Origin of the sequence: Ilumatobacter sp. (assembly GCF_030065885.1) — a bacterium.
In the GTDB taxonomy this organism is placed as follows: Bacteria; Actinomycetota; Acidimicrobiia; order Acidimicrobiales; family Ilumatobacteraceae; genus Ilumatobacter.
The window spans coordinates 62,955-87,698 of the sequence record NZ_JASJCS010000009.1 but is presented as its reverse complement, the minus strand read 5'-3'; the positions used below and the strand labels follow the sequence as shown (position 1 = coordinate 87,698).

Here is a 24,744-nt window from a genome sequence, read left to right as displayed (position 1 = left end):
GGAGACGACGCTCGCTCATGCCGTGACGACGACCTTGCCGCGGGCATGGCCGCCCGACCAGTAGCCGATCGCCTCGATCGCGTCGTCGAGCGCGTACGTGCGATCGATCACCGGTCTGATCCGGCCGGCGTCGAGCAGCTCGGTGAGGTGTTCGAGGTCGTCGACGGCGGGCGTGGCGGTGAAGAACGCCAGTCGTTGCTTGGCGAGCGTGAACGCCACCATCTTGCCGACCAGCGGCTTGAGCGGCCCGAGCAGACCCCCGCCCCTCGGTGCGCCGACCGCGACGTACGTGCCCGACTGCTTCAGGGCCCGCTTGCACTCGCGGGCCGAGCGGTTGCCGGCGCAGTCGAACAGCACGTCGTACTGCACCTCGCCCGACGCGAAGTCGTCGGCCGTGTAGTCGACGACGTGGTCGGCGCCGAGCGACCGCACCATCTCGACGTTGCCGGTGCTGCAGACGCCGGTGACCTCTGCGCCGAGCTGCTTGCCGATCTGCACGGCGAACGTGCCGACGCCGCCCGCGGCGCCGTTGACCAGCACGTGCTGGCCGGGCTCGACCTTCGCGTGGTCGCGGAGCCCCTGCAGCGCCGTGAAGCCCGCAACCGGTACCGCCGCCGCCTGCTCGAACGTCAGGCTCGGCGGCTTGACGACCAGATCGTCCTCGTCGGCGACGACGTACTCGGCGAGGGCGCCGCCGGACGTCTCGCCGAAGACGTCGTCGCCGGGCCGGAACCGGGTCACGTCCGAACCGACGGCCTCGACGATGCCTGCGAGGTCGGCGCCGGGCGTCGTCCGCTTGGGCGTCCTCAGGCCGGCCTGGAAGCGCAGCACGAACGGCACGCCGGTCATGAAGTACCAATCCAGAGGGTTCACCGACGCCGCCCTCATCTTCACCAGCACCTGGTCGGGGCCGGGCTCAGGCCGCTCGACCTCACGGAGCTCGAGCGCCTCGGTACCTCCGTAGCGCCGCTGGGTGATCGCCTTCATGCGGTTCATCGTGGCACCTCTCGGCGTCGACATGGTTCGTGCGTCGGTCATCGGGCCTCCTCCGTGGTCATCGGCAGGTCGGGGTCGGCGGCCCACTCCTGGAGCGACGCCGTGTACACCGCGAGATCCGAGAAGCCGAGCCGGTGCATGGCGAACGCGTTGGCCGACGCAGCGATGCCGCCTCCGCAGTACGTGATCGTCCGGGCGTCGCGATTCTCGGGGTGCAGCGCGGCGAGCTCGTCGAGCGGTCGGAAGCGGTAGCCCTCGGCGAGGAGTGAGGTCACCGCCACGTTGGATGCGCCCGGGATGTGCCCCGGCCGCTCGTACATCTGCATCTCACCTCGGTAGTGCTCGGGCATCAGCGTGTCGATGAGGCACGTCGCACCGTCGTCGATCGCAGCCAGCACCTCGTCGCGGTCGGCGATCAGCTCGGGTCGCACGTTGGCGACGAGGGAGCGCTGGGGGTGAGCCGGCGCCTCGGTCGAGAGCGGCCGGCCTTCGGCGGTCCATGCCTGGAGGCCGCCGTCGAGCAACGCGGCCCGGTCGAATCCGACCCAGCGGAGCATCCACCAGACGCGGGCCGCCCACGCCGCGATGGTGCCGTCGTACAGCACCACCCGGGAGTCGTCGCCGACGCCGAGCGCTCCCATGGCGGCGCAGAACCGCTCGGGTGTCGGCATCGCGAACTGCCAGGCGCTGTCGGGGTCGGCGAGGTCGGCGCAGAGGTCGGCGAAGCCGGCACCGGGGATGTGACCGTCCTCATACCGGGCGCGGCCCGGGACGGTCCGCATCCCGCCGTCGCCGTCGGGGTCCATGTAGACGCTGCAGTCGAGGACGACGAGGTCGTCGTCGTGGAGGTGGTCGCTCAGCCAGTCGGTCGACACGAGCGTGTCCATGTCGCCGCCGGGTGGATGTGTGCTGTCGGTCATCGTGACGGTCCTGCTTTCGGGAAGGAGTTGTCTGAGTCGGGTTCGGGGTCGGGTTCGCGTTCCGGTCGGTCAGGCCAGCGCCGGGACGGGCTCGAGGTCGATGTCGGGGTCGTCGTCGTGGCCGCCGTCGTGGCCGCCGTCCGCCGGGGCGGGCAACGGCTCGTACTCGGGCTCGGGGAGGCCCGCCTCACCGTCGATGTCGACGGTCGGGAGCAGGCGGTCGAGCCAGGCCGGGATCCACCAGTTCGCGTCACCCATCAGCTTCATCGTCGCGGGCACCAGCACCACTCGCACGATCGTCGCATCGACGAAGATCGCGGTGGCGAGGCCGAGGCCCATCATCTTGATGACCGGGTCGTCGCCGAGCACGAAGCCGAGGAAGACCGAGATCATGATCAGGGCGGCCGACGTGATCACCCGGGCGGTGCTGGCGATGCCGCTGATGACCGACCGATCGTTGTCGCCGCTGAGCAGGTACTCCTCCCGGACCCGCGACAGGAGGAAGACCTCGTAGTCCATCGACAGGCCGAACAGGATCGCGAACATGAACATCGGGATGAACGAGACGATCGGCACGGTCGACTCCAGCCCGATCAGGCCCTTGCCCCATCCCCACTGGAACACCATGACGAGCACGCCGTAGGCGGCTCCGATGCTGAGCAGGTTGAGCAGCGCCGCCTTGAGCGGCACCAGCACGGATCGGAACACCACCGTCAGCAGCAGGAACGACAGGACGATCACCGCGACGATGAACATCGGGAGCCGGTCGGTGACGCGCTGGCCGATGTCGGCGAAGCTCGCCGTCTGTCCGCCGACATGAGCGACGGCGGGGCTGTCGTCGAGCACCGACGGGAAGGCGTCGGCCCGGATCCGTTCGATGGTGTCGAGCGTCGCGTCGTCCTGCGGTGCGGTCGTCGGGAAGGCGAGCAGCGTCGCCACGCCGGCGTCGACGTCGACCTCGGGTGGCGCGACGGCAGCGACGCCCGGGTCGGACGAGACGACCTGCACGAGCGGCTCGACGACCGAGGCGTCCTCGGAGATGTCGACGGCGATCACGAGCGGACCGTTGATGCCCGGCCCGAACCCCTCGGCCACGAGGTCGTAGGCGCGCCGCTCGGTGCGTGACTCGGGCAGTGTGCCCTCGTCGGGGAAGCCCAGTCGGAGCGCCAGGACCGGTGCGGTGAGGCCGACCAGCAGCAGCGTCACGCCGATCGCGTACGGCCAGGCGTGCTTGGAGACGTGGGCGCCCCACCGCTCCCACCGGGGGCTCGCGCTCGAGGCGACCGAACCGCGCCGGTGGATGCCGATCCGGTTGATCCAGTGGCCGGCCAGGCCGAGGAATGCCGGCAGCAGCGTGACCGAGGCGATGACCATGAGCAGCACGATCACCGAGGTCGCGACACCGGCCGCCGTCATGAACGGCACGCCGGCCACGGCGAGGCCGAGGATCGCGATCACGACCGTACCGCCGGCGAAGATGACCGCCTGGCCGGCGGTCGCGACCGCGCGCCCGACCGACTCGACGACGGTCATCCCGCGGGCGAGATGCTCGCGGTGGCGTGTGACGAGGAACAGGGCGTAGTCGATGCCGACGCCGAGCCCGATCATGCTGCCCATCTGGGGCGCCCAGCTCGGGATGTCGATCAGGTACGTGATCAGCGCCATCGAACTGACGCCGAGCGCGAGCCCGAACAGCGCCATGCCGATCGGCAGGCCCATCGCGATCACCGACCCGAAGGCCAGCAGCAGGATGATCACCGCGGCGGCGAGCCCGATCATCTCGCCGATGCCCGTCTCGGGCTCCTCGAACGAGAAGAACAGGTCGCCGCCCATCTCGATCTGCAGCGGCGACCCGGTGCGGGCGTCGGCGCCGAACTCCTTGAGGCGGACGAGGTCGTCGTGGGACAGCTCCTCGATCACCGGGTACTGCACCCGGATCAACGCGACGCGACCGTCGGCCGAGACCGAGCCGGTCTGCACCGCCGCCTCGGGACCGTCGGCGAGCGCACCCGCCGGATCGTTCGTGCCGAGCACGTTCGGGAGAGCTGCGGCGTCGGCCTGCAGATCGGCGAGCGCATCACGCGACGCCGCTGAGTCGAAGAACGTGGCGCCGTCGTCGATCGGCGTCGTCACGATCTGGGCCGTGAGGCCCGCCTGGTCGGAGCTGGCCGTCGACAGCAGGTCGACCGCCTCCTGGGAGTCGAGGCCGGGCACGGCGAACGAGTCCTCGAGGTCGCGGCCGAAGGCGCCCGAGGCCGCGATCACGGCGATCGAGGCGATCAGCCAGACGCCGATCATCATCCAGGGTCGGCGGGCGGCCAGCCGGCCGAGTCGGTAGAGAGCGTGGGACATGGGGTGGTGCTCCTTCGGGGGATGTTCGACGTGTCGGTGTGGTCGGGTGTCCACGGTGACGGTGTCCGGTTGCGCAGAGGTTGCGATCGGCCCTCGCCCCGGTTGAAGTGCGCGTGGGAGACTCAACCGAGACGCAACCCGGCATCCGGCCGGACGCAACCGGGCGGCACGACGATCGGGAGGTGCAGGTGCAGATCAGACTGCTCGGCGGGGTCGGTGCCACCGACACGAGCGGTCGCGCCGTCGATGTCGGCCCGGCGAAGTCCCAGGCGTTGCTGGCGGCCCTCGCCCTCTCACCGGGCTCGGCGGTACCGGTGTCGCGGTTGATCGACCTCGTGTGGGGCGACCAACCGCCGCGCACCGCCGACAAGACCCTGCAGTCGTACGTGACGCGCCTGCGCAAGGGTCTGGGGACCGATGCGATCAGCCGCGTGGGCGCCGCCTACCGGCTCGACCTCCCGCCGGAGTCGGTCGACGTCACGAGGTTCCAGCGACTGCTGGCGATCGACGACGTCGATCGGGCGCTCGCCGAGTGGACCGGCGTACCGCTCGCCGGACTCGATGCCGCCGGCTTCGACGCCGTGGTCGACGGGCTGGTCGAGCAGTGGCTCACCGCAGCCGAAGCCCAGCTGGAGGACCGCGTCGAGCGCAACCCCGCCGGCACGATCGGGACGCTGACCGAGCTCACCAGCACCTACCCGTTCCGAGAGGGCCTGTGGGCACTGCTGATGACCGGCCTGTACCGGGTCGGCCGGCAGGCCGACGCGCTGGCTGCGTACCGCAGCGCCCGCGAGCAGCTGGTGGAACACCTCGGCGTCGAACCCGGCCCGCGCCTCCGCGAGCTCGAGCGGCTGATCCTCGGCCAGGACGACCAGCTCGGCACGCACACGCCCAGCCGGGGGACGGCGCTCGGGATGCCGACCGGCACGGTGACGTTCGGCTTCACCGACGTCGCCGACTCGACCCGGCTGTGGGCGAGGGATCGCCGGGCCATGGCCGACGCGATCGTGCGGCACGACAGGATCGTCGCGGCCGTCTCGGGCGAGCACGAGGGGTACGTGTTCGCGACGGGCGGTGATTCGTTCGGCGTCGTGTTCCATCGGGCCAGCGACGCGGTGCGCTGGGCCGAGGAGCTCCAGGCGTCGATCGAGTCGGAACCGTGGCCCGACGACCTCCGGCTGCGGCTGCGGATCGGCATCCACACGGGCGAGACCGAGGAGCGCGGGAAGGGCTACTTCGGCTCCGCCGTCAACGTGGCGGGGCGGATCCTGTCCGCGGGCCACGGCGGGCAGACGCTGGTCTCCGGCGTCACGGCGGCGTTGGTCGAGGGCGCCGACCTGCACGACCTCGGCACGTACCGGATCGACGGCGTCATCGCCGAGCAGCGCGTGCACCAGCTGGGCGCCGGCGACTTCCCGCCGCTCCAGATCGAGGTGGCCCGACGCGGGAACCTCCCGCGCCGGCTCGGCCGCCTGATCGGGCGCACCGACGACGTCGACGCGGTCACGTCGGCCATCGCGGCCCACCCGATCGTGACGCTGGTCGGGCCCGGCGGCATCGGCAAGACGCGCCTGGCGCTCGCTGCGGCCGAGCTCGCCGGTGCCGAGTCGCCCGGCGGGTCCTGGTTGATCGAGCTGGCACCGGTGATGTCATCGGCCGACGTCGCGCGGGCGGTCGCAGACGCGCTCGACGTCCACGAGAGCCCGAGCCGGCCGCTCGTCGAGTCGATCCTCGGCGCGCTGGCCGCTCGCCCGACGCTGATCGTGCTCGACAACTGCGAGCACGTCGTCGACGGCGCTGCCGCGCTGGTCGAGTCGATCGCGATCCGCTGCCCCGACGTCCGGGTCGTGGCCACCAGCCGAGAGGGGCTCGGCGTCGAGGGCGAGCAGCTCGTCGCCGTGTCGCCCCTCGACCCCGGCGGGTCGGCGGTCGAGCTCTTCGACGAGCGGGCGACCGCGATCTCGCCGGCGTTCGACGCCGTCGCCAGCCGGGCCGATGTCGTCGAGATCTGCCAGCGCCTCGACGGCGTGCCATTGGCGATCGAGCTCGCCGCCGCACGAACCCGCAGCATGTCGCCGGCCGATCTGGTCGAGCGGCTCGACGACCGGTTGCGCCTGCTCACCGGCGGGCGCCGCACCAGCGTCGAGCGTCATCGAACGCTCCGCGCGACGATTCAGTGGTCGTACGACCTGCTGTCCGAGCTCGAGCAGGCGCTGTTCCGCCGGCTCTCGATCTTCGCCGGCCCGTTCGACCTCGCGGCCGCCGAGATCGTGGCCGCCGGCGACGACCTCGACGCGGCCGACGTCGACGAGCTGCTCGCCGGTCTGGTCGACCGCTCGATGGTGATCGTCGAGTCGGGTCCCTTCGGGCGCCGGTTCCAGCTCCTCGAGACCATCCGCCAGTTCGGTGCCGAGCTCCTGTCCGAGGTGGGCCGCACCGACCGCACCGCGGGCCGCCATGCCGAGTGGTGTCTCGGTGTCGTCACCGATGTGCGTCGACTGCTCGCCGGCCCCGGGGAGATCGAGGGCGTCGCCCGGCTGGCAGAGGTGTGGTCCAACCTCCGGGCGGCGTTCGAGTGGGCGTGCGACACCGGCGACGTCCAGCGAGCGCGTGCACTGCTCGAACCGATCGTGGCCGAGGTCTATCTGCGGAGCCAGTCCGAGATCGGCGACTGGTCCGAGCGGCTGCTCGAGATCACGCCGACCGACGACCGCGACACGATCGCGTTCGGGATGACGTGGGCGGCGCGGCGCTACATGCGGCATCTCGACCAGACGGGCTTCGACAGCCTGGTCGCCCGGTTCGGCGAACCCGACGACTCGATGGTGCGGTACGCCCGCAGCTTCATCGCCGGCGACTACCCGCGGATGGCGGAGGAGGCCCTCACCGTCATGCGCGACCTCGTCCGCCGCAGCGACGACTACGTCGCAGCGCTGTTCGACGTGCTCGGCGTCGGCGGCTCCCTCCTGATGACCGGTCAGCTGGCCGAGGTCGACGCGCACCTGACGGCGTGCGCCGATCTCCACCGGCAGCAAGGGCCGCCGACCTGCCTGCACTACTCGCTGACGATGCTCGGCTTCTCGGCGCTCCAGCAGGGCCGGGAGGAGGCGGCGTGGCGGTACTTCGACGAGGCCGTCTCGGTCGACGTGCCCGAGCGCACGAACTCGATGAGCAACCCGCTGAGCGCCCGGCGCCTGTTCCGGGCCGGCCGGCGGCAGCGGGCGATCGAACTGCTGTCGGAGTACGTGGCCGACGTCGTCGATCTCGAGAACATCTACAACGCCCAGTTCGCCGCCGCCGAGTACGTCAACCTGATGACGGCGCTCGGGCGCGTCGACGACGCCCGCTCGGTCCATGACCACCTCGCTGCCACCGGAGCGCGGGAGATCCCGTTCCTGCAGGCGCTGCTCCGCGACGCCGAGCACGAGCTCGACCCGCCGGTCGACGGCGATGGCGGCACGGCGGTCGGTCGCACCGGCATCGGCCACGACGACGAGCGCACGATCCGAGAAGTGCTCCTCGAGATGCGTGCCACGCTCGACGACGTGCTGCGGGACGGGCTCGATGAGCCCGCGGCGCCGAGCACGAGCTGAGTGCCGCGGGCGCGGGACGAACCGGCACCCCATCCCTGCCGCCCGACCTCATCGTCGACAGGACCGGGCCGGCGCAAGGGGCCGACGTCACTCGGTCATCCGGCTCCGGAACGACACGAGCGCGAGGGCGACGGCCACCACCGTGTACGCCGTGACCCAGGCGAGGTCGGTGCCGATCGTCCCCAGCCCGGCGCCCTCGGCCATCACGTCGCGGGTCGCGTCGAGCGCATGGGTGAACGGCAGCACGTTCTCGACGGCCTCGATCGGCCCGCCGACCTCCTCGAGATCGAACCAGGTGCCGGCGAAGATCGTGAGCAGCAGGACCACGCTGTAGGCGCCGGAGAGCGCAGCCACGCCGAACCGCGAGCCGGCGATCATGCCGAGCGCGACGAAGAAGAACACGATCAGCATCAGGACCAGGACCACGAGCAGGGGACTGCCCTCCATGTCGATGCCGAGGGCTGCGGCGATCGCGTAGACCACGAGGCCCTGGACGATCGCCACGGCGACGAACGGCAGTGAGTAGGCGGTGATGAACTCGACCGGTCGCAGCGGGGTCGTGAGCAACCGGGGGAACAGCGAGCTCTCACGATCGCGTGCCATCACCATCGACGAGCTGAACATCAGCATCACGAAGCCGAACAGTGCGATCCCGGGTGCGAGCATGGTGGGGGAGTAGAAGTCGTCGACGCCGTCCAGGCTCTGCAGCACGAGCAGCATCAACGCAGGGAGCGCGATCAGCAGGCCCAGCGAGAGCGGGTCGCGGAGCACCTCCTTGAGGTTCCGACGTGCCAGTGCGAGCGTCCTCATTCGCGTAGCTCCTTCCCGGTGAGCTCGAGGAAGACGTCGTCGAGCGTGACCTGCCGCTTGCGGATCGACACGATCTCCACCCCTCGCGGTCGGAGGCAGTCCTCGATCCGGTGCAGGCTGACGTTGTCGTCGTCGATCTCGACGCCGCCGTCGACCGGCCGGACGTGCGGGTAGATCGCGGTCAGCGCCTCGATCGCGTCCTCGGTCAGGTCGCGAGCCTCGACCAACGTCGCGTGGGCCCCCTCCATGCCGTCTTTCAGCTGCGTCGGGGAGCCGCGGGCGATCACCCGGCCGGTGTCGACGACGGCGATGCGGTCGGCGAGTGCGTCGGCTTCCTCGAGGTAGTGCGTCGTCAGCACGATGGTCATCCGGCTCTTCAGCCGCTCGATGTACTCCCACATCCCGCGTCGCGACTGCGGATCGAGGCCGATCGTGGGCTCGTCGAGGAAGAGCACGTACGGGTCCGAGACGAGCGCCATCGCGATGCTGAGCCGGCGCTTCATGCCGCCCGAGTACTTCCGGGCCTGATCGCCGGCGCGCTCGGCCAGGCCCATCAGCTCGAGCAGCGGCTCGGCACGTCGCCGCGCACGCCGCCGCTCGATGCCGTGGAGGCCCGCCATCAGCTCGAGGTTCTCGCGGGCGCTCAGGTGCTCGGCGACCGCGGTCTCCTGCGGCGACACGGCGATGACCTGCTTGACGGCCAGCGGGTTCTCGCTGATGTCGTGGCCCATGACCCGGGCGCTGCCACTCGTCGGCCGGAGCAGCCCGCACAGCAACTTGATGGTGGTGGTCTTCCCCGCGCCGTTCGGACCGAGGATCGAGAACAGCTCGCCGTGGCGGACCGTCAGGTCGACCCCGTCGACGGCGACGAGCTCCCCGAAGTTGCGTGTCAGGTCACGGGTCTGGATCGCGGGACCGATCCTCGGTGCATCGACCATGGCTCCTCCTGCGCGTTCGCACCTTCCGCGGTACGCCTCGGCACGTGTGAGCGCAAGGGTCCTTCGTCCTGCGGGCGAGCTGGGTGGCGTGTCAGGGTGCGGCGCCGGTGAGGACCAGTTCGGTGACCCGATCGGCGAGCCCGTCGTCGATCGGCTCGCCGGTCATCAGGAGCCGGAGCCAGATGGGTCCGACCAGGGTCTCGATCAGGAGGATCGGGTCGGTGTCGGGCGGTAGGTCGCCGCGAGCGACGGCGCGCTCGACGATCGGCACGGCGGCGCCGAGCCGGTCGGACCAGAACGCCCGGAGCGAGGCTGCCAGCTCCTCGGAGTGAGCGGCCGCGGCGACGATCGAGCGCGATCGTCGGGCGCCGCCGACCGAGCCGATGTTGGCGACGACGGAGCGGGCGAGTGCCTGCAGGTCGGCGTGCACGTCCCCGGTGTCGGGGATCGGCACGTGCACTTCGGAGTGCGCCTGGACGGCGTCGGCGACGAGCTCGGGCTTGGTCGGCCAACGTCGATAGACGGTCGTCTTGTGCACGCCGGCCCGCGTTGCCACGTCGTCGATGCCGAACCGGTCGTAGCCGACTTCCTCCAAGAGCTCGGCCGTCGCGTCGAGTACCGCGCTGCGGACACGCTCGGCGCGCCCACCCGGCCGTTGCTCGCCGACGCGTCTGCCACCAGGTCGAGTTGCGGTCATACCGACACATTAACGCATCAGGAGTTGCGTTACGTGGTTCCGTCGTGTTTCATGTAACGCAACACGAGTTGCGTTATCTGAGGAGGACGACATGGGACACCAACTGCACACCGAGATCCACATCGAAGCGGCACCCGGCGTGGTCTGGTCGGTGCTGACCGACCTCGAGCGGTATGCCGACTGGAACCCGTTCATCGTCTCGTCATCCGGTCGCGTGGAGGTCGGCGAGCGGTTGACCAACCGGTTGCAGCCATCGGGTGGCAGGGCGGTGACGTTCCGTCCCGTCGTGACCGCGGTCGAGGCCGAGCGGACGTTCGAATGGCTCGGCCGGCTCGGGTTGCCGCGCCTGTTCGACGGGCGCCACCGGTTCGAGCTGACCGCCACGCCGGAGGGCGGGACGCGAGTGGTGCACGGCGAACGGTTCCGCGGGCTGCTCGTCCCGCTCATGCGGCGCTCGCTCGACACGACGACGCTGGCCGGGTTCGAGGCGATGAACGCGGCGCTCAAGGCTCGGTGTGAGCACGTCGCATCGTCGGCATCGTGACCGCGCCGGCGCTGGCCGGCTGGAACCTGGCGCTGCGGTTCGGTCTCGAGCTGGCGGCGCTGGCAGGGCTGGCCGTGGTGGCGTGGCGGTTCGGTGCCGGTCCGGTCCGCTGGATCGCCGTCGTAGCCGTCCCCCTGCTCGCAGCGGCCGCCTGGGGCGTCTTCAACGTGGCCGGCGATCCGAGCCGCTCCGGCCAAGCGCCGGTCGAGGTGGCCGGTTGGCTGCGCCTGACGATCGAGCTGCTGATCCTCGGTGGCGGTGCCGTTGCCCTCGCGGTCGCGTTCCGTGTCGACGTCGGGATCGCGGTCGGTCTGCTGGTCATGTTGCAGTACGCGACGTCGTGGAGCCGCGTCGACTGGCTGCTCGGCACGTGATCGCCGCCGGGAAGCCACGGTCGGCCGGAGCGGGCGTCCTACCATCGGCACGATGACCGCAGCGCCGCCGCACGTGGGCACACTGCGCGAGAAGCCGCTGCATGCGTCGCTGAAGCGCTGGTATGCCGAGCCCGGGGATCGCGTCGAGGTCCCGGTCGACGGATTCGTGATCGATCTCGTCCGAGACGATCTGCTCATCGAGATCCAGACGAGGGGCTTCTCGTCGATGCGCCGGAAGCTGGCTGCGTTGCTCGAGGGCGGGCACCGCGTGCTGCTCGTCCACCCGGTGCCCGTCGAGAAGTCGATCGTCAAGATCGGCCCGGACGGCGTCGAGATCGGTCGCCGTCGCTCCCCGAAGCACGGCCGAGCCGTCGACGTGTTCGCCGAGCTGGCGAGCTTCCCCGAGCTCGTGGCACACCCTGGCCTCTGCATCGAGGTCGTGCTCACGCGTGAGTGCGAGCACAGGGTCCACGATCCGTCGCGGAACCGCCGCCGCAAGGGGTGGGCAGTCGAGGAGCGCCGCCTGGTCGAGGTCGTCGACATCGTGGCGCTACGCGAGCCGAGCGACCTCGCCGCGCTGCTGCCTGCCGATCTGCCCGATCCGTTCACCACGGCCGACCTGGCGACCGGCATCCGCCGCCCTCGCCGCTTGGCCCAGCAGATGGCGTACTGCCTGCGGCGCACCGGGATGGTCGAGCCCACCGGCAAGCGCGGCAACGCGATCGAGTATCGCCGGACCGATGTCTGACGCCCGCTCCTCGCCGTCGTCAGAGCAGGTGCTCGACGCGGCCGACCAGGTGGCTCCCGGCGAGCCACCACCAGCCGAGATAGGGCGCGAGCGCGGAGACGAGCGCCACGGGCCAACTCGTCTCGAGCCGGTATCGGGCGCCGGTCACCAGCAGCAACGGCATCCAGACCGAGAACGCGAACACCGCGGTCACGTACCCGGGGCCGAGCAGCTGGAACATCCCGGCGAAGACGAACAGCACGACCGCGAGGACGGCGATCGGGAGGTGAGCGAGCCCGACGACGACGACGGACCGACGGAGCGACCGCCCGGCTCGCCGGGGCACACCCCGGTTCGACAGCGCCAGTCCGAGCGCCCAGATCGCCAGGGCGAGCAGCAGCCAGCCCCACACGCCGACGAGCGTCAGGCGGACGAACGAGCGCGGTGCGCTCGTGGCGAGACCGCCGAAGCGGTTGAGCGCCATCAGCGCCGACGCCACCACGGCGAGCGCCGTCGCCGACCAGAGCTTGTCGCCGTCGACCCGCGCCCAGCGAGCGGCATCGGCGCCGATCAGCCGGAGTGCGGACGTCGACACCGACGGCCGAGCCCCGACCTCGGTCGCCGTGCTCGTCATCGCCCGGCTCACGGACGCCACACGGTCCCGTCCGGCCAGAACGTGCCGTAGTCGCCGGGGAACGAGGTGAGCGCCGGCAGCTGATCGAGGATCTCGCCCTCGAACGGCCCGTCGAGTGCGAAGCCGCGAGTCGGATCGAACGTGGTGCCCGTCGTCCGGTCGCGGAGCACGCCGCCGTCGACCTCGAGCTCGAGCAGCGAGTCACCGAGGCGCCGGCTGAAGACGCTCCAACGATCGGGTTCGGTCGGATCGCTCACGACCGCGATCTCGACTCCCGCGACGACGTCGTTCACGACACCGACCGACCGGAGGTCGGGCACGGGGTAGGCGCGGGCCTCCTCGGTGAAGTCGACGACGATGTAGAAGTCGGTGAGGTCGAACGACGACGGCCCCGCCGGCGCGTCGAGCGCGAGCGATTCGGGATGCTCGTCGAGCCAGGCCACCCAGGTCGTGAACTCCGACGTCATCAGCTCGACCGTCTGGCCGGTGCGCGGGCCGGCGATCGCCTCGCCGAGCGGCTGGCTCCAGATGCTGCCGGTGTCGTGGTCCCACCAGGTCATGGCGTTGCCCCAGAGCGCGCCGTGCACGCCGAAGACCAGAGCCTCTCCGTCGACCTCTCGGCGATGGACCATCGCCGTGGCGCACAGCGGTCACCAGGACACCAGTATCGGCACGCCGGCGATCTCGTCGACGACGAGCTCGCGCCCGTTCAAGAAGCTGACCGGGTAGGCCTTGGCCTCGCCGTCGATGGCGACGCCGATGACGTCGGTCGCCGACGGCCACCCGGCGCGGCGCCCCTCGACGAAACGGGGTTCGTAGACCGGGCGGATCGCGTCGCGGGGGAGCAGCTGCCGGAACCCGTCCGGCAGCGGCTCACCCGCCGTGACCGGGTTGTACGCGTCGCCGGGGTCGACGCGCACCCCCTCGGTGGTGGCGAACGGCGTCGTGTCCTCGGTGAACGCCCAGATCGATGCGACGGCGAGCACCACGAGGAGCCCGGCGACGATCAGCCGCGTTCGATCGCCCGCCGGTCCGGCGGTGGACGGTTGGTTCGGCGCGCCCGTCGGTGCTGCGTCCATGCGAACGGAACACGGCGTCGAATCCCGACCATTCCGGCGTGCGGCGGGGGCGCCTTGCCTGAAGAATTCGACAGCCGTAGAATTGTATTTCAACGAATGATGAAATCGAGCGAGCCGGAGGGGCGGATGCACGCAATGGTGTTGAAAGAGTTTCGTCAGATGCGTCGCGATCGCCGGACCGTCGCGCTCATGGTCGGGATGCCGCTCATGCTGCTGGTGATCTTCGGGTACGCCGCGAGGTTCGACGTCACCGACATCGAGACGGCCGTCGTCGGCGCCGATGCGGCGACGGTCGCCGATGCACTGCCGCCGATCTACGACGTCGCGGACATCGACGCCGGCGCGGACGCCGCCGATGGTCGCCGCATGCTCCGGGACTCCGAGGTCGAGGCGGTCGTCGTCGCGGACGGTGCACCGCCGGAATTGCTCGTCGACGGCAGCCAGCTGTTCGTCGCGCAGTCGGCGTTGCGGCGAGTCCCGCCCGGCTCGACGCCCGAGGTGCTGTTCAACCCCGAGCTCGACACGGCCACGGTGATGGTGCCGTCGCTGATCGGTTTCATCATGCTGTTCGTCGGCACCGTCATCACCAGTCTCGGTGTCGTGCGCGAGCGCGAGCAGGGCACGCTCGAACAGCTCGCCGTGATGCCGCTCCGGCCGCTCGACGTCGCCGTCGGCAAGATCGCGCCGTATTTCCTCGTCGCGTTGTTCGACATGATCATCGTGACCGCCGCCGGACTGCTCATCTTCGACGTGCCATTCGAGGGGTCGGCGCTGCTGCTCGCCGCCTACGGGCTGCTCTTCCTGTTCGTGGTGCTCGGATTCGGCGTCGCCATCTCCACCCTGTCGAAGAGCCAGGGGGAGGCGATCCAGCTGGCGATCATGACGCTGATGCCACAGATCATGCTGTCGGGCATGATCTTCCCGCTCGACTCGATGGCGGCGGGCGTTCGGTGGATCGGCTATCTGCTCCCGCTGACCTGGTTCATCGTCGGGATGCGTGGCATCTTCCTGAAGGGGTCGTCGTTCTCGGCGCTGTTGCCGCCGCTGGCGATCCTCGCCCTGATGGCGGTCGTCGTGTTCGGCTTCGCGCTGTACCGGTTCCGACAGGACCTCGCCCCGAAGCAGACCGGGGACGATGCGGGTCCACTCGACCCCGTCGAGGTCACGGCATGACCTGGTGTGCCGCCGACGTCTCGGTGTCGTTCGGGCGCACGGTCGCGCTCGATGCCGTCTCGATCGCCATCGAGCCAGGCGCGATCCATGCGGTGATCGGTGGCGACGGCGCCGGCAAGTCGACGCTCTTGAAGGTCGTCGCGGGCCTCGACGTCGGCCAGGCGGGCTCGTTCGACCTGCCCCCGTCGCACCGCGTCGGCTTCGTGCCCTCGAGCGGTGGCTACTTCGGCGACCTGACCGTCGACGAGAACATCGACTTCGTGGCTCGGGCCTACCGGCTCTCGACCTGGCGAGACCGAGCGAATGCGCTCCTCCACAGCGCCGACCTGCATCCGTTCGGCGACCGGCTCGCCGGTCGTATGTCAGGCGGCCAGCGCCGCAAGCTCGCCGGCTGCATGGCGTTGCTCCACGACCCCGATCTGCTCGTCCTCGACGAGGTCACCACGGGGGTCGATCCGCTGAGCCGCCTCGAGCTGTGGCGGCTCATCGCAGCGTCGGCGGCCGACGGTGCGGCCGTCGTCGCTGCGACCACGTACCTCGACGAGGCCGAGCGCACGTCGTCGGCGACCCTGTTGCGCGAGGGCCGCGTGATCGCCGCCGGCCCGCCTGACGAGATCATCGCCGGTGTGTCCGGCGGCGTCGACGACGTCGACGTCCCCAGCGACCGCTCGCTCGCGTGGAGGAAGGGACGCCGCTGGCGACAGTGGAGCCCGGCGGGCGAGCGAACCGGCGCGATCTCCCTCGAAGACGCGGCGATCGTCTACGAGCTGATGGCGAGTCGGGACGTCGCATGACAGCGGTGGAGGCGCGTGCGGTCACGCGGCGATTCGGGACCTTCACGGCGGTCGATCGGGTGGACCTCGACGTCGGCCCGGGCGAGATCGTCGGCCTGATCGGTGCCAACGGCGCCGGCAAGACGACGCTGATCAAGATGCTGCTCGGGGTGCTGACGCCGACGTCGGGTTCGGTCCGGATGTTCGGCCGACCGCACTCGCTGGCGCTGCGACGGCGCATCGGCTACGTGCCCCAGAACCTCGGTCTCTACACCGATCTCAGCGCGACCGAGAACCTCGACTTCCGGGCCCAGATCTTCGGCGCGGCCCCCGGGACCGTTGCGGCGTCCTCGGCGGTCGGCGACGGGTTCGTCGGTTCGATGTCCCTCGGCGCGCAGCGAGTGGTCGCATTCCGGGCGGCGACCCAGCACGCACCCGACCTGTTGATCCTCGACGAGCCGACCTCGGGCGTGTCGCCGCTGGCGCGGAGCGAGCTGTGGGACCTGGTGCATCGAGCAGCCGAGCAGGGCGCCGCAGTGCTCGTGTCGACGCATCACCTCGACGAGGCCGAGCAGGCCGACCGGCTGGTGATCATGTCGCGCGGGAACGTCGTCGCCGACGGGACCGCAGCCGGCATCACCGGCGACGGGCAGATCGTCGCCGTCGAGTCCGATCACTGGGATGCGGTCTTCCGCCACCTCGACACCCTGGGTTGTCGCCTCCGGTTGGACGGGCGGGTGCTCAGGGTCCTCGGCACGTCCGTGGACGCCGTCGGCACCGAGCTCGGGCGGGCAGGCCTGGAGGCCAGGGTGTCGTCGAGGCCTGCGAACCTCGAAGAGGTCCTGATCGAGCTCGATGCCGCGCCCGCGCCGACCGCCGGGACCGCAGCATGACCTCGGCGGCGAAGCCACTCGGACGCCGGCCGGGTGACCCCGACGAGACGAGGCGCACCATCCTGGCTGCAGCACGACGGGTGTTCGCCGCCGAGGGCTTCGACCGGGCGACGATCCGCCGGATCGCTGCCGAGGCCGACGTCGACCCGGCGCTGGTGAACCACCACTTCGGTGGCAAGCGCAGCCTGTTCGCGGCGGCACACGAGTTCCCGGTCGATCCAGGGGAGGTGCTGCGCAGTGTCGTCGACGCCCCGCCGGACGAGCGCGGCGTGCATCTCGCTGCTGCCTTCCTGTCGATGGCCGCCGGTGCCGGATCGCCGGTGCTCTCGTTGCTCCGCGCAGCGGCGACCGATGCCGACGCTGCGACGATGCTGCGAGAGTTCGTCGCGGACGCGTTCTTGAGTCACGCCGACGTGCTCGCGCCGGGGCCGAACGGCCGCCGCCGGCTCGCACTGGCGGGATCGCACCTGATCGGCATGGTCGTCGCCCGCAACCTCGTCGGCATCTCCGCGCTCGCCGACGAGCCGATCGACGACCTCGTCGCCGAGGTCGGCCCGGTCATCCAGCGCTACCTCGATGAGCCCTCGACCGAGAACGGCCACGGGAGCTGAGGCTGACGGTCGCCTCTGACCACCCTCGACCACCTTCGACCACCTTCGACCCGTCGATCCACCGGCCGGTTGGTCAGACTCGGCGCATGCGGATGCGGTTGAGGCAGATCGTCGTCGTGGCCGAGGACCTGGCGGCCACCGAGGCAGAGATCGAAGAGCACCTGCGCGTGGAGCGCTGCTTCCGCGACCCCGGCGTCGCGACCTTCGGGCTGCGCAACGCCCTGTTCCCGGTCGGCGACAAGTTGCTCGAGGTGGTGTCGCCGACGCAGTCCGGCACGACGGCCGGTCGCCTGCTCGACAAGCGTGGCGGTGACGGCGGCTACATGGTGATCCTCGAGGTCGACGACCTCGACCAGCTGCGCGCACGATTCGCACAGCACGGCGCGCGCATCGTGTACGAGGCGGTCGCCGACGGGATCGTGGGTCTGCACCTGCATCCGGCCGACGTCGGTGGGGCGATCCTCTCGGTCGACGAGACCGCGGAGTGGGGCGAGTGGCCGTGGGCAGGCCCGGTCTGGCGGGACCATGTCCGCACCGAGCGGGTCGACGACGTGCTCGCCGTCACGATCGAGGCGCACGACCCAGCCGCGATGGCGGCGCGGTGGGCAGCGCTGCTCGGCCGCGAGGTCACCGACAGCGCAGTCGTCCTCGACGAGGGCCAGATCAGGTTCGCTCCTGCGGGCGAACGCGGCGACGGCGTCGCCGGGTTCACGTTGCACGCATCGAGCGACACCGGCGTGGGTGACGTCGAGATCGCCGGTTGCCGGTTCGAGCTCGTGTCCGGCTGATCCCGCGACGGGTGGTGTGCGGCGGCCTCAGCGGCGGAACCGGTCGCGGAGGCGCTTGGCGCGTGTGTGCACCGGGGCGACCTCCTGGACCACGCCGCTCCGTCGCGCGATCACGTCGTTGAGTTGCGCGCCGATCAAGAGCACGATGCTCAGCAGGTACATCAGGCTCAGCGCGAGCAGGATCGCGCCGACGCTCGTCTGCACCTGGTTGCCCTGGCCGGCGAACCGGACGTAGAGGGCGAAGCCCTGCGACGTCGCGATCCACCCGATCGCGGTGAACACGGCGCCGGGCAGGTCGTAGCGCCAGGGTGTCCGGTGGTTCGGACCGACGTGGAACAGGGTGGCCGCCCACAGCACCAGCATGACGAACACGGCCGGCGCCGTGAGGAACCGCACCGCCGCCCCCAACGGGAGCTCGGGCAGCAGGGCCAGCACGGTCGCCGTGGTCGCGACGATCAGGACGGTCGCCACCCCGAGGCCGATCGCGACCAGCCGCACGTACCACCACGGCCGCCCCTCGTCGACCTCGTAGGCGGTGTCGAGCGCACGGATCAGACCCGCGAACGCTCTCGAGAGCGTGAACAGGGCGACGAGCGTCGCCACCGTCGCGATCCCGGCGTTGGAGGAGTTGAACAGCTCGTCGACCGCCGACGACAATGTCTCGGAGTCGACGAGCGTGTCGGCGATGAACTGCTGGACCTCGTCCTCGACGTCCTCGGCAACTGATGCGCCCGCCACCGATTCGAGCGAACTGAGGGCGCTGACCAGCGCGAGCACCGCGGCCGGCACGGACAGGATCGTCCAGAACGTGATCGAGGCCGCGAGGTCGCCGACGCCGTCGGCGCGGTACTCGTCGACGACGTCCTTGACCAGCTGCCAGAGCCAGCGCAGCAGGGCGCGCGGGGCAGCGGGAGGTGTGGGGGAGCGAACGTCGGCAGTCATCGGTCCACCCGGAGCGTAGGTGGACGACGGACCGACCGCGCAGGGGCGGTCCCGGGGGTCAGCTGGCGATCGCCAAGCCGTCCGGCGGTGTGGCGTCGCCGTGGTCGGCCACAGCGATCCGGCGCTCCTGAGTCGGCCGGTCGGCGAGGTCGGTGCACGATGCGAACACTCGCTCGATCGCTTCGGCCATCGCCCGATCGACCTGCGTCGCGCTCGTCGGCGCCGAGTCGGTCGGCCTCCTCCGGGAGATCCGGAGCGGACCCACGGTCACCTGTCGCTCGCCGAAGTCCTCGAGCTCGGAGGCCGTGTCGGCGGTGATGCCGAGCAGCGAGGCGGTGACGACATCGAAGCCCATCAGTGTGTCGGCGGCGGTGTCGGCGGGCCGGCGCGACGCACGGCGAAGGTCGCCGAGGCCGAAGAGGAGCGCAGCGACCAGCGCGAAGAAACCGGGGATCATCAGGATCACCGTCGTCGAGAGGGTGGCTTCGGGCGACCGAGCCTGCTGCAGGACAGCTGCGGCAACGGCGACGAGGCCGACGACGGCGAGTGCGGCTGTCGCCCGGCGCTGGTGCGATCGCATCGTTCGGCTGTCGGCAGACCGGGACCGATGGGGAGCTGGCGCGAGTTCCGAGCCGGGACGTGCGATGGCCATAGTCACGTTCTCTAGATCGCACCGCTCGGCCGGTTTGTTACCGCGATCTTCGAGTTTCTCGACGGAACGTGTGATGACTGCTGCGTAGCGTCAGAAGATTTCGTCAAGTCTGCCGCTCAGTGTGGTCGGTCAACCGTTCACAGCGTGATCAGTCGCCCCAAGAGGCGGCGCGCCGGGGTGCGGGACCTACTCAGGCGATCGACTCGGCGTCGCGCATGTCGTCGCGGGCCGATGCCGCCCACGCGATCGAACCGACCAGCCCGAACAGCGCCGAGAGGAAGTCGGCGCGGGTGACCGCCTTGCGCGGCCCGCTGGACAGCACCGCCGACACGAGCGCGGCGAAGCTCCCGATGCCGCACAGCACGGCCGCTGCGAAGTTGAGTTCGTTCCGGTCCATCGTTGGTCGTTGCCTCCTCGTCGAGTCCGCGCCGACTGTAGTGCGATGCCCGTGGCGGGCCCTCGGGGGGCGGAATCGGTGCGGGTGGCCAGAGGTTGTCCTCGACATGGCTGCCACCAGACCCCGCGTCCGAGTCGAACCGAACCCGAAGTGGATCCGCGGCGTCCTCGCCGGCGCGACGGTCGTCGACAGCCGACGGGCACGCTACGTCTGGGAGATCCCGTACTACCCGGCGTGGTACTTCCCGGTCGACGACGTCGCGGCAGAGCTCGTCGAGAACGGCGAAACGGTCCGTTCGCCGAGCCGTGGTATCGGCACCCGCTACGACCTGCACGTCGACGGCCGGGTCCTCGCCAACGCCGCGTGGCGCCACGTCGACTCCCCGGTCGAGGAGCTGCGTGACCTGGTGCGCATCGAGTGGGATGCGGTCGACGCCTGGTTCGAAGAGGACGTCGAGGTGTTCGTGCATCCGCGCAGCCCCGAGGTGCGCGTCGACACGCTCGCGTCGTCCCGGCACGTGCGGGTGTCGATCGACGGCACGGTCGTCGCCGAGACACGGCGCCCCACCGTCCTGTACGAGACCGGACTGCCGCCCCGCTACTACATCCCGAAGTCCGACGTCCGGATGGAGCTGCTCTCGCCGACCGACACCAGCACCGCGTGTCCGTACAAGGGCTGGGCGAACTACTGGACGGTCACCGTCGGCGGCAACGAGCACGTCGACGTCGCGTGGGGCTACCGGACGCCGCTGCCCGAATCCGAGCCGATCGCCGGGCTCGTCTGCTTCTACGACGAGCGCGTCGACGTCGAGCTCGACGGTCAGCCGACGGAGCGCCCGAGGACCAAGTTCTCCTGACGGCGCCGCGCGCCGCGTTCGAGACCACCGTGGTCAGGCGCTGACTTCGTGGAGATGCATCGATCCGGCCGTTCTTGGCGGTACGGTCGTGCGGCGTGACCGACCACGACGGGGCGCCACTGCCTCCTCCAGAAGACGGCCAGGGCGTTCCCGCACCCGCCCCGGCCGACACGCCACCCAAGTGGTGGAACCGCAAGCTGTCGATCCTTCCCGTCTGGGCCTGGGGTGCGATCGCCGTCGTCGGGTTGATCGGCTCGGCCCCGGTCCTGCTGTCGGGCGGCGGCGACGACGACGTGGCCGACCCGACCGTGCCGCCCGAGTCCGTCGCCGACGAACCGTTCCGCGTCGAGCTCCCGACCACGACCGTCGCGGGCGGCTCCGCCGGCACCGATGACACCGATGACGCCGCGTCGACGACCGACGAGGTCGCCGCCACCGACCCGTCGACGACCGAGGCCGCCACGGCGACGACGGTCGCCGATGCCGGCAGCGGCGACGCGACGACCACGATCGCTCCGACCACGACCGTCGCTGAGGCGGCGACGACCACGATCGCTCCGACCACGACGATCGAGGCGGCGACGACCACGATCGCTCCGACCACGACCGTCGATGAGGCGACGACGACCACCACCACGGTCGAGGCGACGACGACGACCGTTGCCGAACCGACGGCGACGACGACGACGACCGTCCTGTCCGTGCTCGAGGCGATGACAGTCACGTCGCCCGACGGCGAGTCGATCACCGTCACCCCTCGCCGGACACCGTGCCGGTACGGACCCGAGTGCGTGACCGTCGCGTTCACGATCGACGGCTTCTCACCTCATCCCGAGACGTTCACGTGTGAGTTCTCGAGCGGGGCTCGCTACGTCTTCAAGTTCGGCCGCGACGAGGTCGATCCGGCGTGCACCACCGCCGATCAGCCCGACGAGATCACGGTCGTCATCGGCGGCGTCCGATCGGCGACGATCAACATCGGCGCACTGGCGGCGACCACCTGACCTCGGCGGCGCTGCAGCGGATCACCAACGATCGGCGACGTCGCCGACGCGCTGGAACGGCTCGCCGAGCAACACGCCGAGCTCGCGCTCCTCGCCGGCGGCGAGGCGGATCGACGGCCGGCCGTGCGCGAAGCGGTAGTTGCAGATCACGGCGACGTCGCCCACTCGCCAGTCGATCGGCGTGCCGAACCTGTCGTACACGTCGACGAACAGCTCGAGCTCCTCGCGGGTGAAGTCGCTGTCGTCTCCGAACGTCATCCACAGGGGACGCTGCTCGGGTGGCAGCTGCTCGACCAACGGCCATGCGTCGAACCACATCGCGTGGTCGGCGACGCTGCTGTACAGCACGTTGCGATCGAGCTGCGGGAAGTGCTCGAACGCCGAGACGTAGTAGCGGGTCTGCAGGACGCGATCGGGGCCCCACGAGGTCTGGAGGCCCCGTTCCTGCGCGCGTGCCTCGGCTTCGGCCGGGTCGTCGGTCGCCAACGAGTGCTGCCAGTGGTTGTAGACGCCGATCGGTTCACGACCGACGAAGGCCTCGCGGTCGGTGAGGTCGCGTCGGTAGCAGACGCCGAGCCGCGCCAGCTTCCGGCCGAACTCGGTGGCCATGAGCGCATCGGTCGCCTGCAGGTTGTCGGAGACGAACGTCGCGCCGCGACCTGGCAGCTCGCGCTTGCAGAGGAAGGCGACCATCTTCGTCGACGTGCCGACGTACGCCATCTCGTGGTGGTAGTGCAGCCATGCCTCGAGCGGCGCCCCGATCTCGTACACGTTCGGTTCGAGGACACCGCGAGGGTTGGCGCCGGCGCGGTATGCCATCTCGGCGTCGACGACGAGCTTGGCGATCGCCCGCATGTCGCTGTGCTCGGTGAGGCCGGTGTTGACCACGTGCACGAGACCGACATCTCGGAACGTCGAGCGCATCCGCTCGGCCAGCGCGTCGGTGACGGCGACGCGGCCGTCGCTGCCGAGGAACTCGGCGGCGTCGACGACGTAGGAGTCGGCCGGCACCGCGGGCGAACCCGTCCACCACGAGGGCCGGATCAGATCGCTCGACTGGGCGATGGTGTCGGTCATCGTGGCCCCTGGGAGGTGGTGCGGTGTCGCGGTCGTGTCTCGGTCTGGTGTCGGTCGACGTGCCGAGCTGGGGGCGCAGCATAACGAGCCGACTCCGAGATGTCGACCCGGATGGTCGGGATTCGCCGGTGATGTGCCCTGCGTCGCTCGACGTGCCTCGGCGGAACCTGATGCGGCATGATCGACGTGATGCAGGGCCGCGCGCGTTGTCCGATCGATCGGGAGGGGTGAAGCATGGCCGAGCCAGCCGTCGAGCCCGCCGTCGAGTTCGGTGTCGAGCCGGCGTCCTACCGGCACTGGCGGGTCGACGTCGTCGGCCCGGTCGCCACGGTCACGATGACGGTCGACGCCGATGGTGGCCTGCGCGACGACTACGAGCTGAAGCTCAACTCGTACGACCTCGGCGTCGACATCGAGCTGCACGACATCGTGCAGCGCCTGCGGTTCGAGCACCCCGGCGTGAAGGCGGTCGTCCTCACCGGTGGGCTCGACAAGATCTTCTGCTCCGGCGCGAACATCCAGATGCTCGCCGGCTCGTCGCACGGCCACAAGGTCAACTTCTGCAAGTTCACGAACGAGACCCGCAACGAGATCGAGGAGGCCGGCGCGCACTCGGGTCAGCGCTGGATCGCGGCGGTCAACGGCACGGCGGCAGGTGGCGGGTACGAGCTGGCACTCGCCTGCAACGAGATCCTGCTCGTCGACGACCGGGCCTCGACGGTGTCGCTGCCCGAGGTGCCACTGCTCGCCGTGCTGCCCGGCACCGGCGGGCTCACCCGGGTGGTCGACAAGCGCCACGTGCGGCGTGATCTCGCCGACGTGTTCGCAACGCGCAGCGAGGGACTGCGCGGGCAGCAGGCGCTCGACTGGCGCCTGGTCGACGCGATCGCGCCGAAGAGTGGCTTCGACCAACTCGTCGCCGAGCGCGCTGCCTTGTGCGTCGCTGCGTCCGACCGCCCCGACGACGGCATCGGGATCGACCTGCCGCCGCTCGGGGCGACCACGTCGGTGGACGAGGGCTCGCTGTCGGCGCGCCACCTCGACGTGACCGTCGATCGCGACGCCGGCCTCGCCGAGTTCGTGGTGCGCGGACCCGTCGGGCCGCAGCCTGCGACCGCCGGGCAGCTCGTCGACGAGGGCGCCGACTGCTGGCTGATCGGAGCCACGCTCGAGCTCGACCACGCCATGCTGCATCTCCGGTTCAACGAGCCAGCGATCGGCTGCTGGACGATCCGCACCGCCGGGTCGAGTGATGCGGTGGTCGCAGCCGAGGCGGTCATCGAGCGCGAGCCCGAGCACTGGCTGGTTCGCGAGACACAGCTCCTGTGGGCGAGAACGCTGAAGCGGCTCGACCTCTCGGCCCGCTCGGTCGTCGCGCTCATCGATGAGGGAAGCTGCTTCGCCGGCACGCTGGCCGAGCTGGCCATCGCGGCTGACCGCTCCGTCATGCTCGACGGCGAGCGCGAGGGTTCCGACCTGCCGGCGCCGTCGCTGCTGCTCACCGACGCCAACGTCGGTTGGTACCGCATGTCGAACGGTCTCTCCCGTCTCGCCACGAGGTTCTGGCAGCGCGACGACGAGTACGCAGCCGCCCGCGAGCTGATCGGCAAGGACCTGACGGCCGACGACGCCGCCCGCGCAGGGCTCGTCACGTTCGCGATGGACGACATCGACTGGGACGACGAGGTGCCGGTCATGCTCGCCGAGCGGGCGAGCTTCTCGCCCGACGCGCTGACAGCGATGGAGGCGAACCTCCGGTTCGTCGGGCCCGAGACGGTCGAGACCAAGATCTTCGCCCGCCTCACTGCGTGGCAGAACTGGGTGTTCCAGCGACCGAACGCAGTCGGTCCCGACGGCGCGCTGCGCCGGTACGGCACCGGTTCGCGAGCCGACTTCGACATGAAACGAGTCTGA

At 70.5% G+C, this 24,744-nt stretch carries 23 protein-coding genes and 1 pseudogene; 12 read left to right on the top strand and 12 right to left on the bottom strand.

Annotated elements, in window-relative coordinates; translation table 11 throughout:
- Positions 1-15: 15 nt before the first annotated feature.
- The 3 genes from QNJ12_RS04075 to QNJ12_RS04065 form a co-directional block, all read right to left on the bottom strand.
- Positions 16-987, bottom strand: coding sequence for an NAD(P)-dependent alcohol dehydrogenase (locus QNJ12_RS04075; protein WP_367281748.1), 972 nt, complete (start codon positions 985-987; stop codon positions 16-18).
- Between the two features lie 47 nt (positions 988-1,034).
- Complete coding sequence (locus tag QNJ12_RS04070; protein ID WP_300619146.1) at positions 1,035-1,916, bottom strand: sulfurtransferase; 882 nt, start codon at positions 1,914-1,916, stop codon at positions 1,035-1,037.
- A gap of 69 nt (positions 1,917-1,985) precedes the next feature.
- Entirely contained in the window at positions 1,986-4,268 is a 2,283-nt protein-coding gene (locus QNJ12_RS04065; RefSeq protein ID WP_300619144.1) for an MMPL family transporter, read from the bottom strand.
- A 182-nt stretch (positions 4,269-4,450) separates the two neighbouring features.
- On the opposite strand from QNJ12_RS04065, the pseudogene QNJ12_RS23680 reads away from it, so the two are divergent.
- Positions 4,451-6,055: pseudogene (locus QNJ12_RS23680) on the top strand (BTAD domain-containing putative transcriptional regulator); the annotation flags it as partial.
- A gap of 1,893 nt (positions 6,056-7,948) precedes the next feature.
- Here the strand turns inward: QNJ12_RS23680 and QNJ12_RS04055 are convergent.
- From QNJ12_RS04055 to QNJ12_RS04045, 3 genes are all read right to left on the bottom strand, one after another.
- On the bottom strand, positions 7,949-8,671 hold the full coding sequence (locus QNJ12_RS04055) for an ABC transporter permease (protein ID WP_300619138.1): 723 nt from the start codon (positions 8,669-8,671) through the stop codon (positions 7,949-7,951).
- Entirely contained in the window at positions 8,668-9,609 is a 942-nt protein-coding gene (locus tag QNJ12_RS04050) for an ABC transporter ATP-binding protein (protein ID WP_300619135.1), read from the bottom strand. Before QNJ12_RS04050 ends, QNJ12_RS04055 begins: the two co-directional genes overlap by 4 nt.
- A 91-nt stretch (positions 9,610-9,700) precedes the next feature.
- Entirely contained in the window at positions 9,701-10,306 is a 606-nt protein-coding gene (locus QNJ12_RS04045) for a TetR/AcrR family transcriptional regulator (RefSeq protein ID WP_300619132.1), read from the bottom strand.
- 91 nt (positions 10,307-10,397) lie between these two features.
- On the opposite strand from QNJ12_RS04045, the gene QNJ12_RS04040 reads away from it, so the two are divergent.
- From QNJ12_RS04040 to QNJ12_RS04030, 3 genes are read left to right on the top strand one after another with little or no spacing between them, the layout of a single operon-like run.
- Positions 10,398-10,850, top strand: a complete 453-nt coding sequence (locus QNJ12_RS04040; protein WP_300619129.1) for an SRPBCC domain-containing protein — start codon at positions 10,398-10,400, stop codon at positions 10,848-10,850.
- Positions 10,847-11,224 (top strand): DUF2568 domain-containing protein, encoded by a 378-nt coding sequence (locus tag QNJ12_RS04035; RefSeq protein ID WP_300619126.1) that lies wholly within the window; start codon positions 10,847-10,849, stop codon positions 11,222-11,224. The genes QNJ12_RS04040 and QNJ12_RS04035 overlap by 4 nt, the downstream gene beginning before the upstream one ends.
- A gap of 52 nt (positions 11,225-11,276) precedes the next feature.
- Positions 11,277-11,972 (top strand): hypothetical protein, encoded by a 696-nt coding sequence (locus tag QNJ12_RS04030; protein WP_300619123.1) that lies wholly within the window; start codon positions 11,277-11,279, stop codon positions 11,970-11,972.
- A gap of 19 nt (positions 11,973-11,991) precedes the next feature.
- Here QNJ12_RS04030 and QNJ12_RS04025 read toward each other — a convergent pair whose 3' ends face one another.
- Both QNJ12_RS04025 and QNJ12_RS04020 read right to left on the bottom strand, forming a co-directional pair.
- A complete protein-coding gene (locus QNJ12_RS04025) occupies positions 11,992-12,597 on the bottom strand; it encodes a hypothetical protein (protein ID WP_300619120.1) in 606 nt (201 codons plus the stop codon).
- Positions 12,594-13,664: a DUF3179 domain-containing (seleno)protein gene (locus QNJ12_RS04020; protein ID WP_300619118.1), complete on the bottom strand. Its 1,071-nt coding sequence runs from the start codon at positions 13,662-13,664 to the stop codon at positions 12,594-12,596. Before QNJ12_RS04020 ends, QNJ12_RS04025 begins: the two co-directional genes overlap by 4 nt.
- 96 nt (positions 13,665-13,760) lie before the next feature.
- On the opposite strand from QNJ12_RS04020, the gene QNJ12_RS04015 reads away from it, so the two are divergent.
- From QNJ12_RS04015 to QNJ12_RS03995, 5 genes are all read left to right on the top strand, one after another.
- Positions 13,761-14,837, top strand: a complete 1,077-nt coding sequence (locus tag QNJ12_RS04015) for an ABC transporter permease (RefSeq protein WP_367281747.1) — start codon at positions 13,761-13,763, stop codon at positions 14,835-14,837.
- On the top strand, positions 14,834-15,631 hold the full coding sequence (locus QNJ12_RS04010; RefSeq protein WP_300619113.1) for an ABC transporter ATP-binding protein: 798 nt from the start codon (positions 14,834-14,836) through the stop codon (positions 15,629-15,631). Before QNJ12_RS04015 ends, QNJ12_RS04010 begins: the two co-directional genes overlap by 4 nt.
- Positions 15,628-16,503 (top strand): ABC transporter ATP-binding protein, encoded by an 876-nt coding sequence (locus QNJ12_RS04005; RefSeq protein ID WP_300619110.1) that lies wholly within the window; start codon positions 15,628-15,630, stop codon positions 16,501-16,503. Before QNJ12_RS04010 ends, QNJ12_RS04005 begins: the two co-directional genes overlap by 4 nt.
- Positions 16,500-17,114 (top strand): TetR family transcriptional regulator, encoded by a 615-nt coding sequence (locus tag QNJ12_RS04000; protein WP_300619108.1) that lies wholly within the window; start codon positions 16,500-16,502, stop codon positions 17,112-17,114. The genes QNJ12_RS04005 and QNJ12_RS04000 overlap by 4 nt, the downstream gene beginning before the upstream one ends.
- Positions 17,115-17,200: 86 nt before the next feature.
- Positions 17,201-17,902, top strand: a complete 702-nt coding sequence (locus QNJ12_RS03995) for a VOC family protein (RefSeq protein WP_300619105.1) — start codon at positions 17,201-17,203, stop codon at positions 17,900-17,902.
- 27 nt (positions 17,903-17,929) lie between these two features.
- Here the strand turns inward: QNJ12_RS03995 and QNJ12_RS03990 are convergent, their stop codons facing one another.
- From QNJ12_RS03990 to QNJ12_RS03980, 3 genes are all read right to left on the bottom strand, one after another.
- The gene (locus QNJ12_RS03990; RefSeq protein WP_300619102.1) at positions 17,930-18,844 is read right to left on the bottom strand and encodes a YihY/virulence factor BrkB family protein; all 915 of its coding nucleotides are present in this window, start codon (positions 18,842-18,844) and stop codon (positions 17,930-17,932) included.
- A 58-nt stretch (positions 18,845-18,902) separates the two neighbouring features.
- The gene (locus QNJ12_RS03985) at positions 18,903-19,424 is read right to left on the bottom strand and encodes a hypothetical protein (protein ID WP_300619099.1); all 522 of its coding nucleotides are present in this window, start codon (positions 19,422-19,424) and stop codon (positions 18,903-18,905) included.
- A 262-nt stretch (positions 19,425-19,686) separates the two neighbouring features.
- Entirely contained in the window at positions 19,687-19,893 is a 207-nt protein-coding gene (locus tag QNJ12_RS03980; RefSeq protein ID WP_300619096.1) for a hypothetical protein, read from the bottom strand.
- Between the two features lie 106 nt (positions 19,894-19,999).
- On the opposite strand from QNJ12_RS03980, the gene QNJ12_RS03975 reads away from it, so the two are divergent.
- Together QNJ12_RS03975 and QNJ12_RS03970 are read left to right on the top strand one after the other, a co-directional pair.
- On the top strand, positions 20,000-20,749 hold the full coding sequence (locus QNJ12_RS03975; RefSeq protein WP_300619094.1) for a DUF427 domain-containing protein: 750 nt from the start codon (positions 20,000-20,002) through the stop codon (positions 20,747-20,749).
- Between the two features lie 95 nt (positions 20,750-20,844).
- Positions 20,845-21,753, top strand: a complete 909-nt coding sequence (locus tag QNJ12_RS03970; protein ID WP_300619092.1) for a hypothetical protein — start codon at positions 20,845-20,847, stop codon at positions 21,751-21,753.
- A gap of 21 nt (positions 21,754-21,774) precedes the next feature.
- On the opposite strand, the gene QNJ12_RS03965 is transcribed toward QNJ12_RS03970, so the two are convergent.
- On the bottom strand, positions 21,775-22,830 hold the full coding sequence (locus QNJ12_RS03965) for a TauD/TfdA family dioxygenase (protein ID WP_300619088.1): 1,056 nt from the start codon (positions 22,828-22,830) through the stop codon (positions 21,775-21,777).
- A gap of 234 nt (positions 22,831-23,064) precedes the next feature.
- On the opposite strand from QNJ12_RS03965, the gene boxC reads away from it, so the two are divergent.
- Positions 23,065-24,744, top strand: coding sequence for a 2,3-epoxybenzoyl-CoA dihydrolase (gene boxC / locus QNJ12_RS03960; RefSeq protein WP_300619085.1), 1,680 nt, complete (start codon positions 23,065-23,067; stop codon positions 24,742-24,744).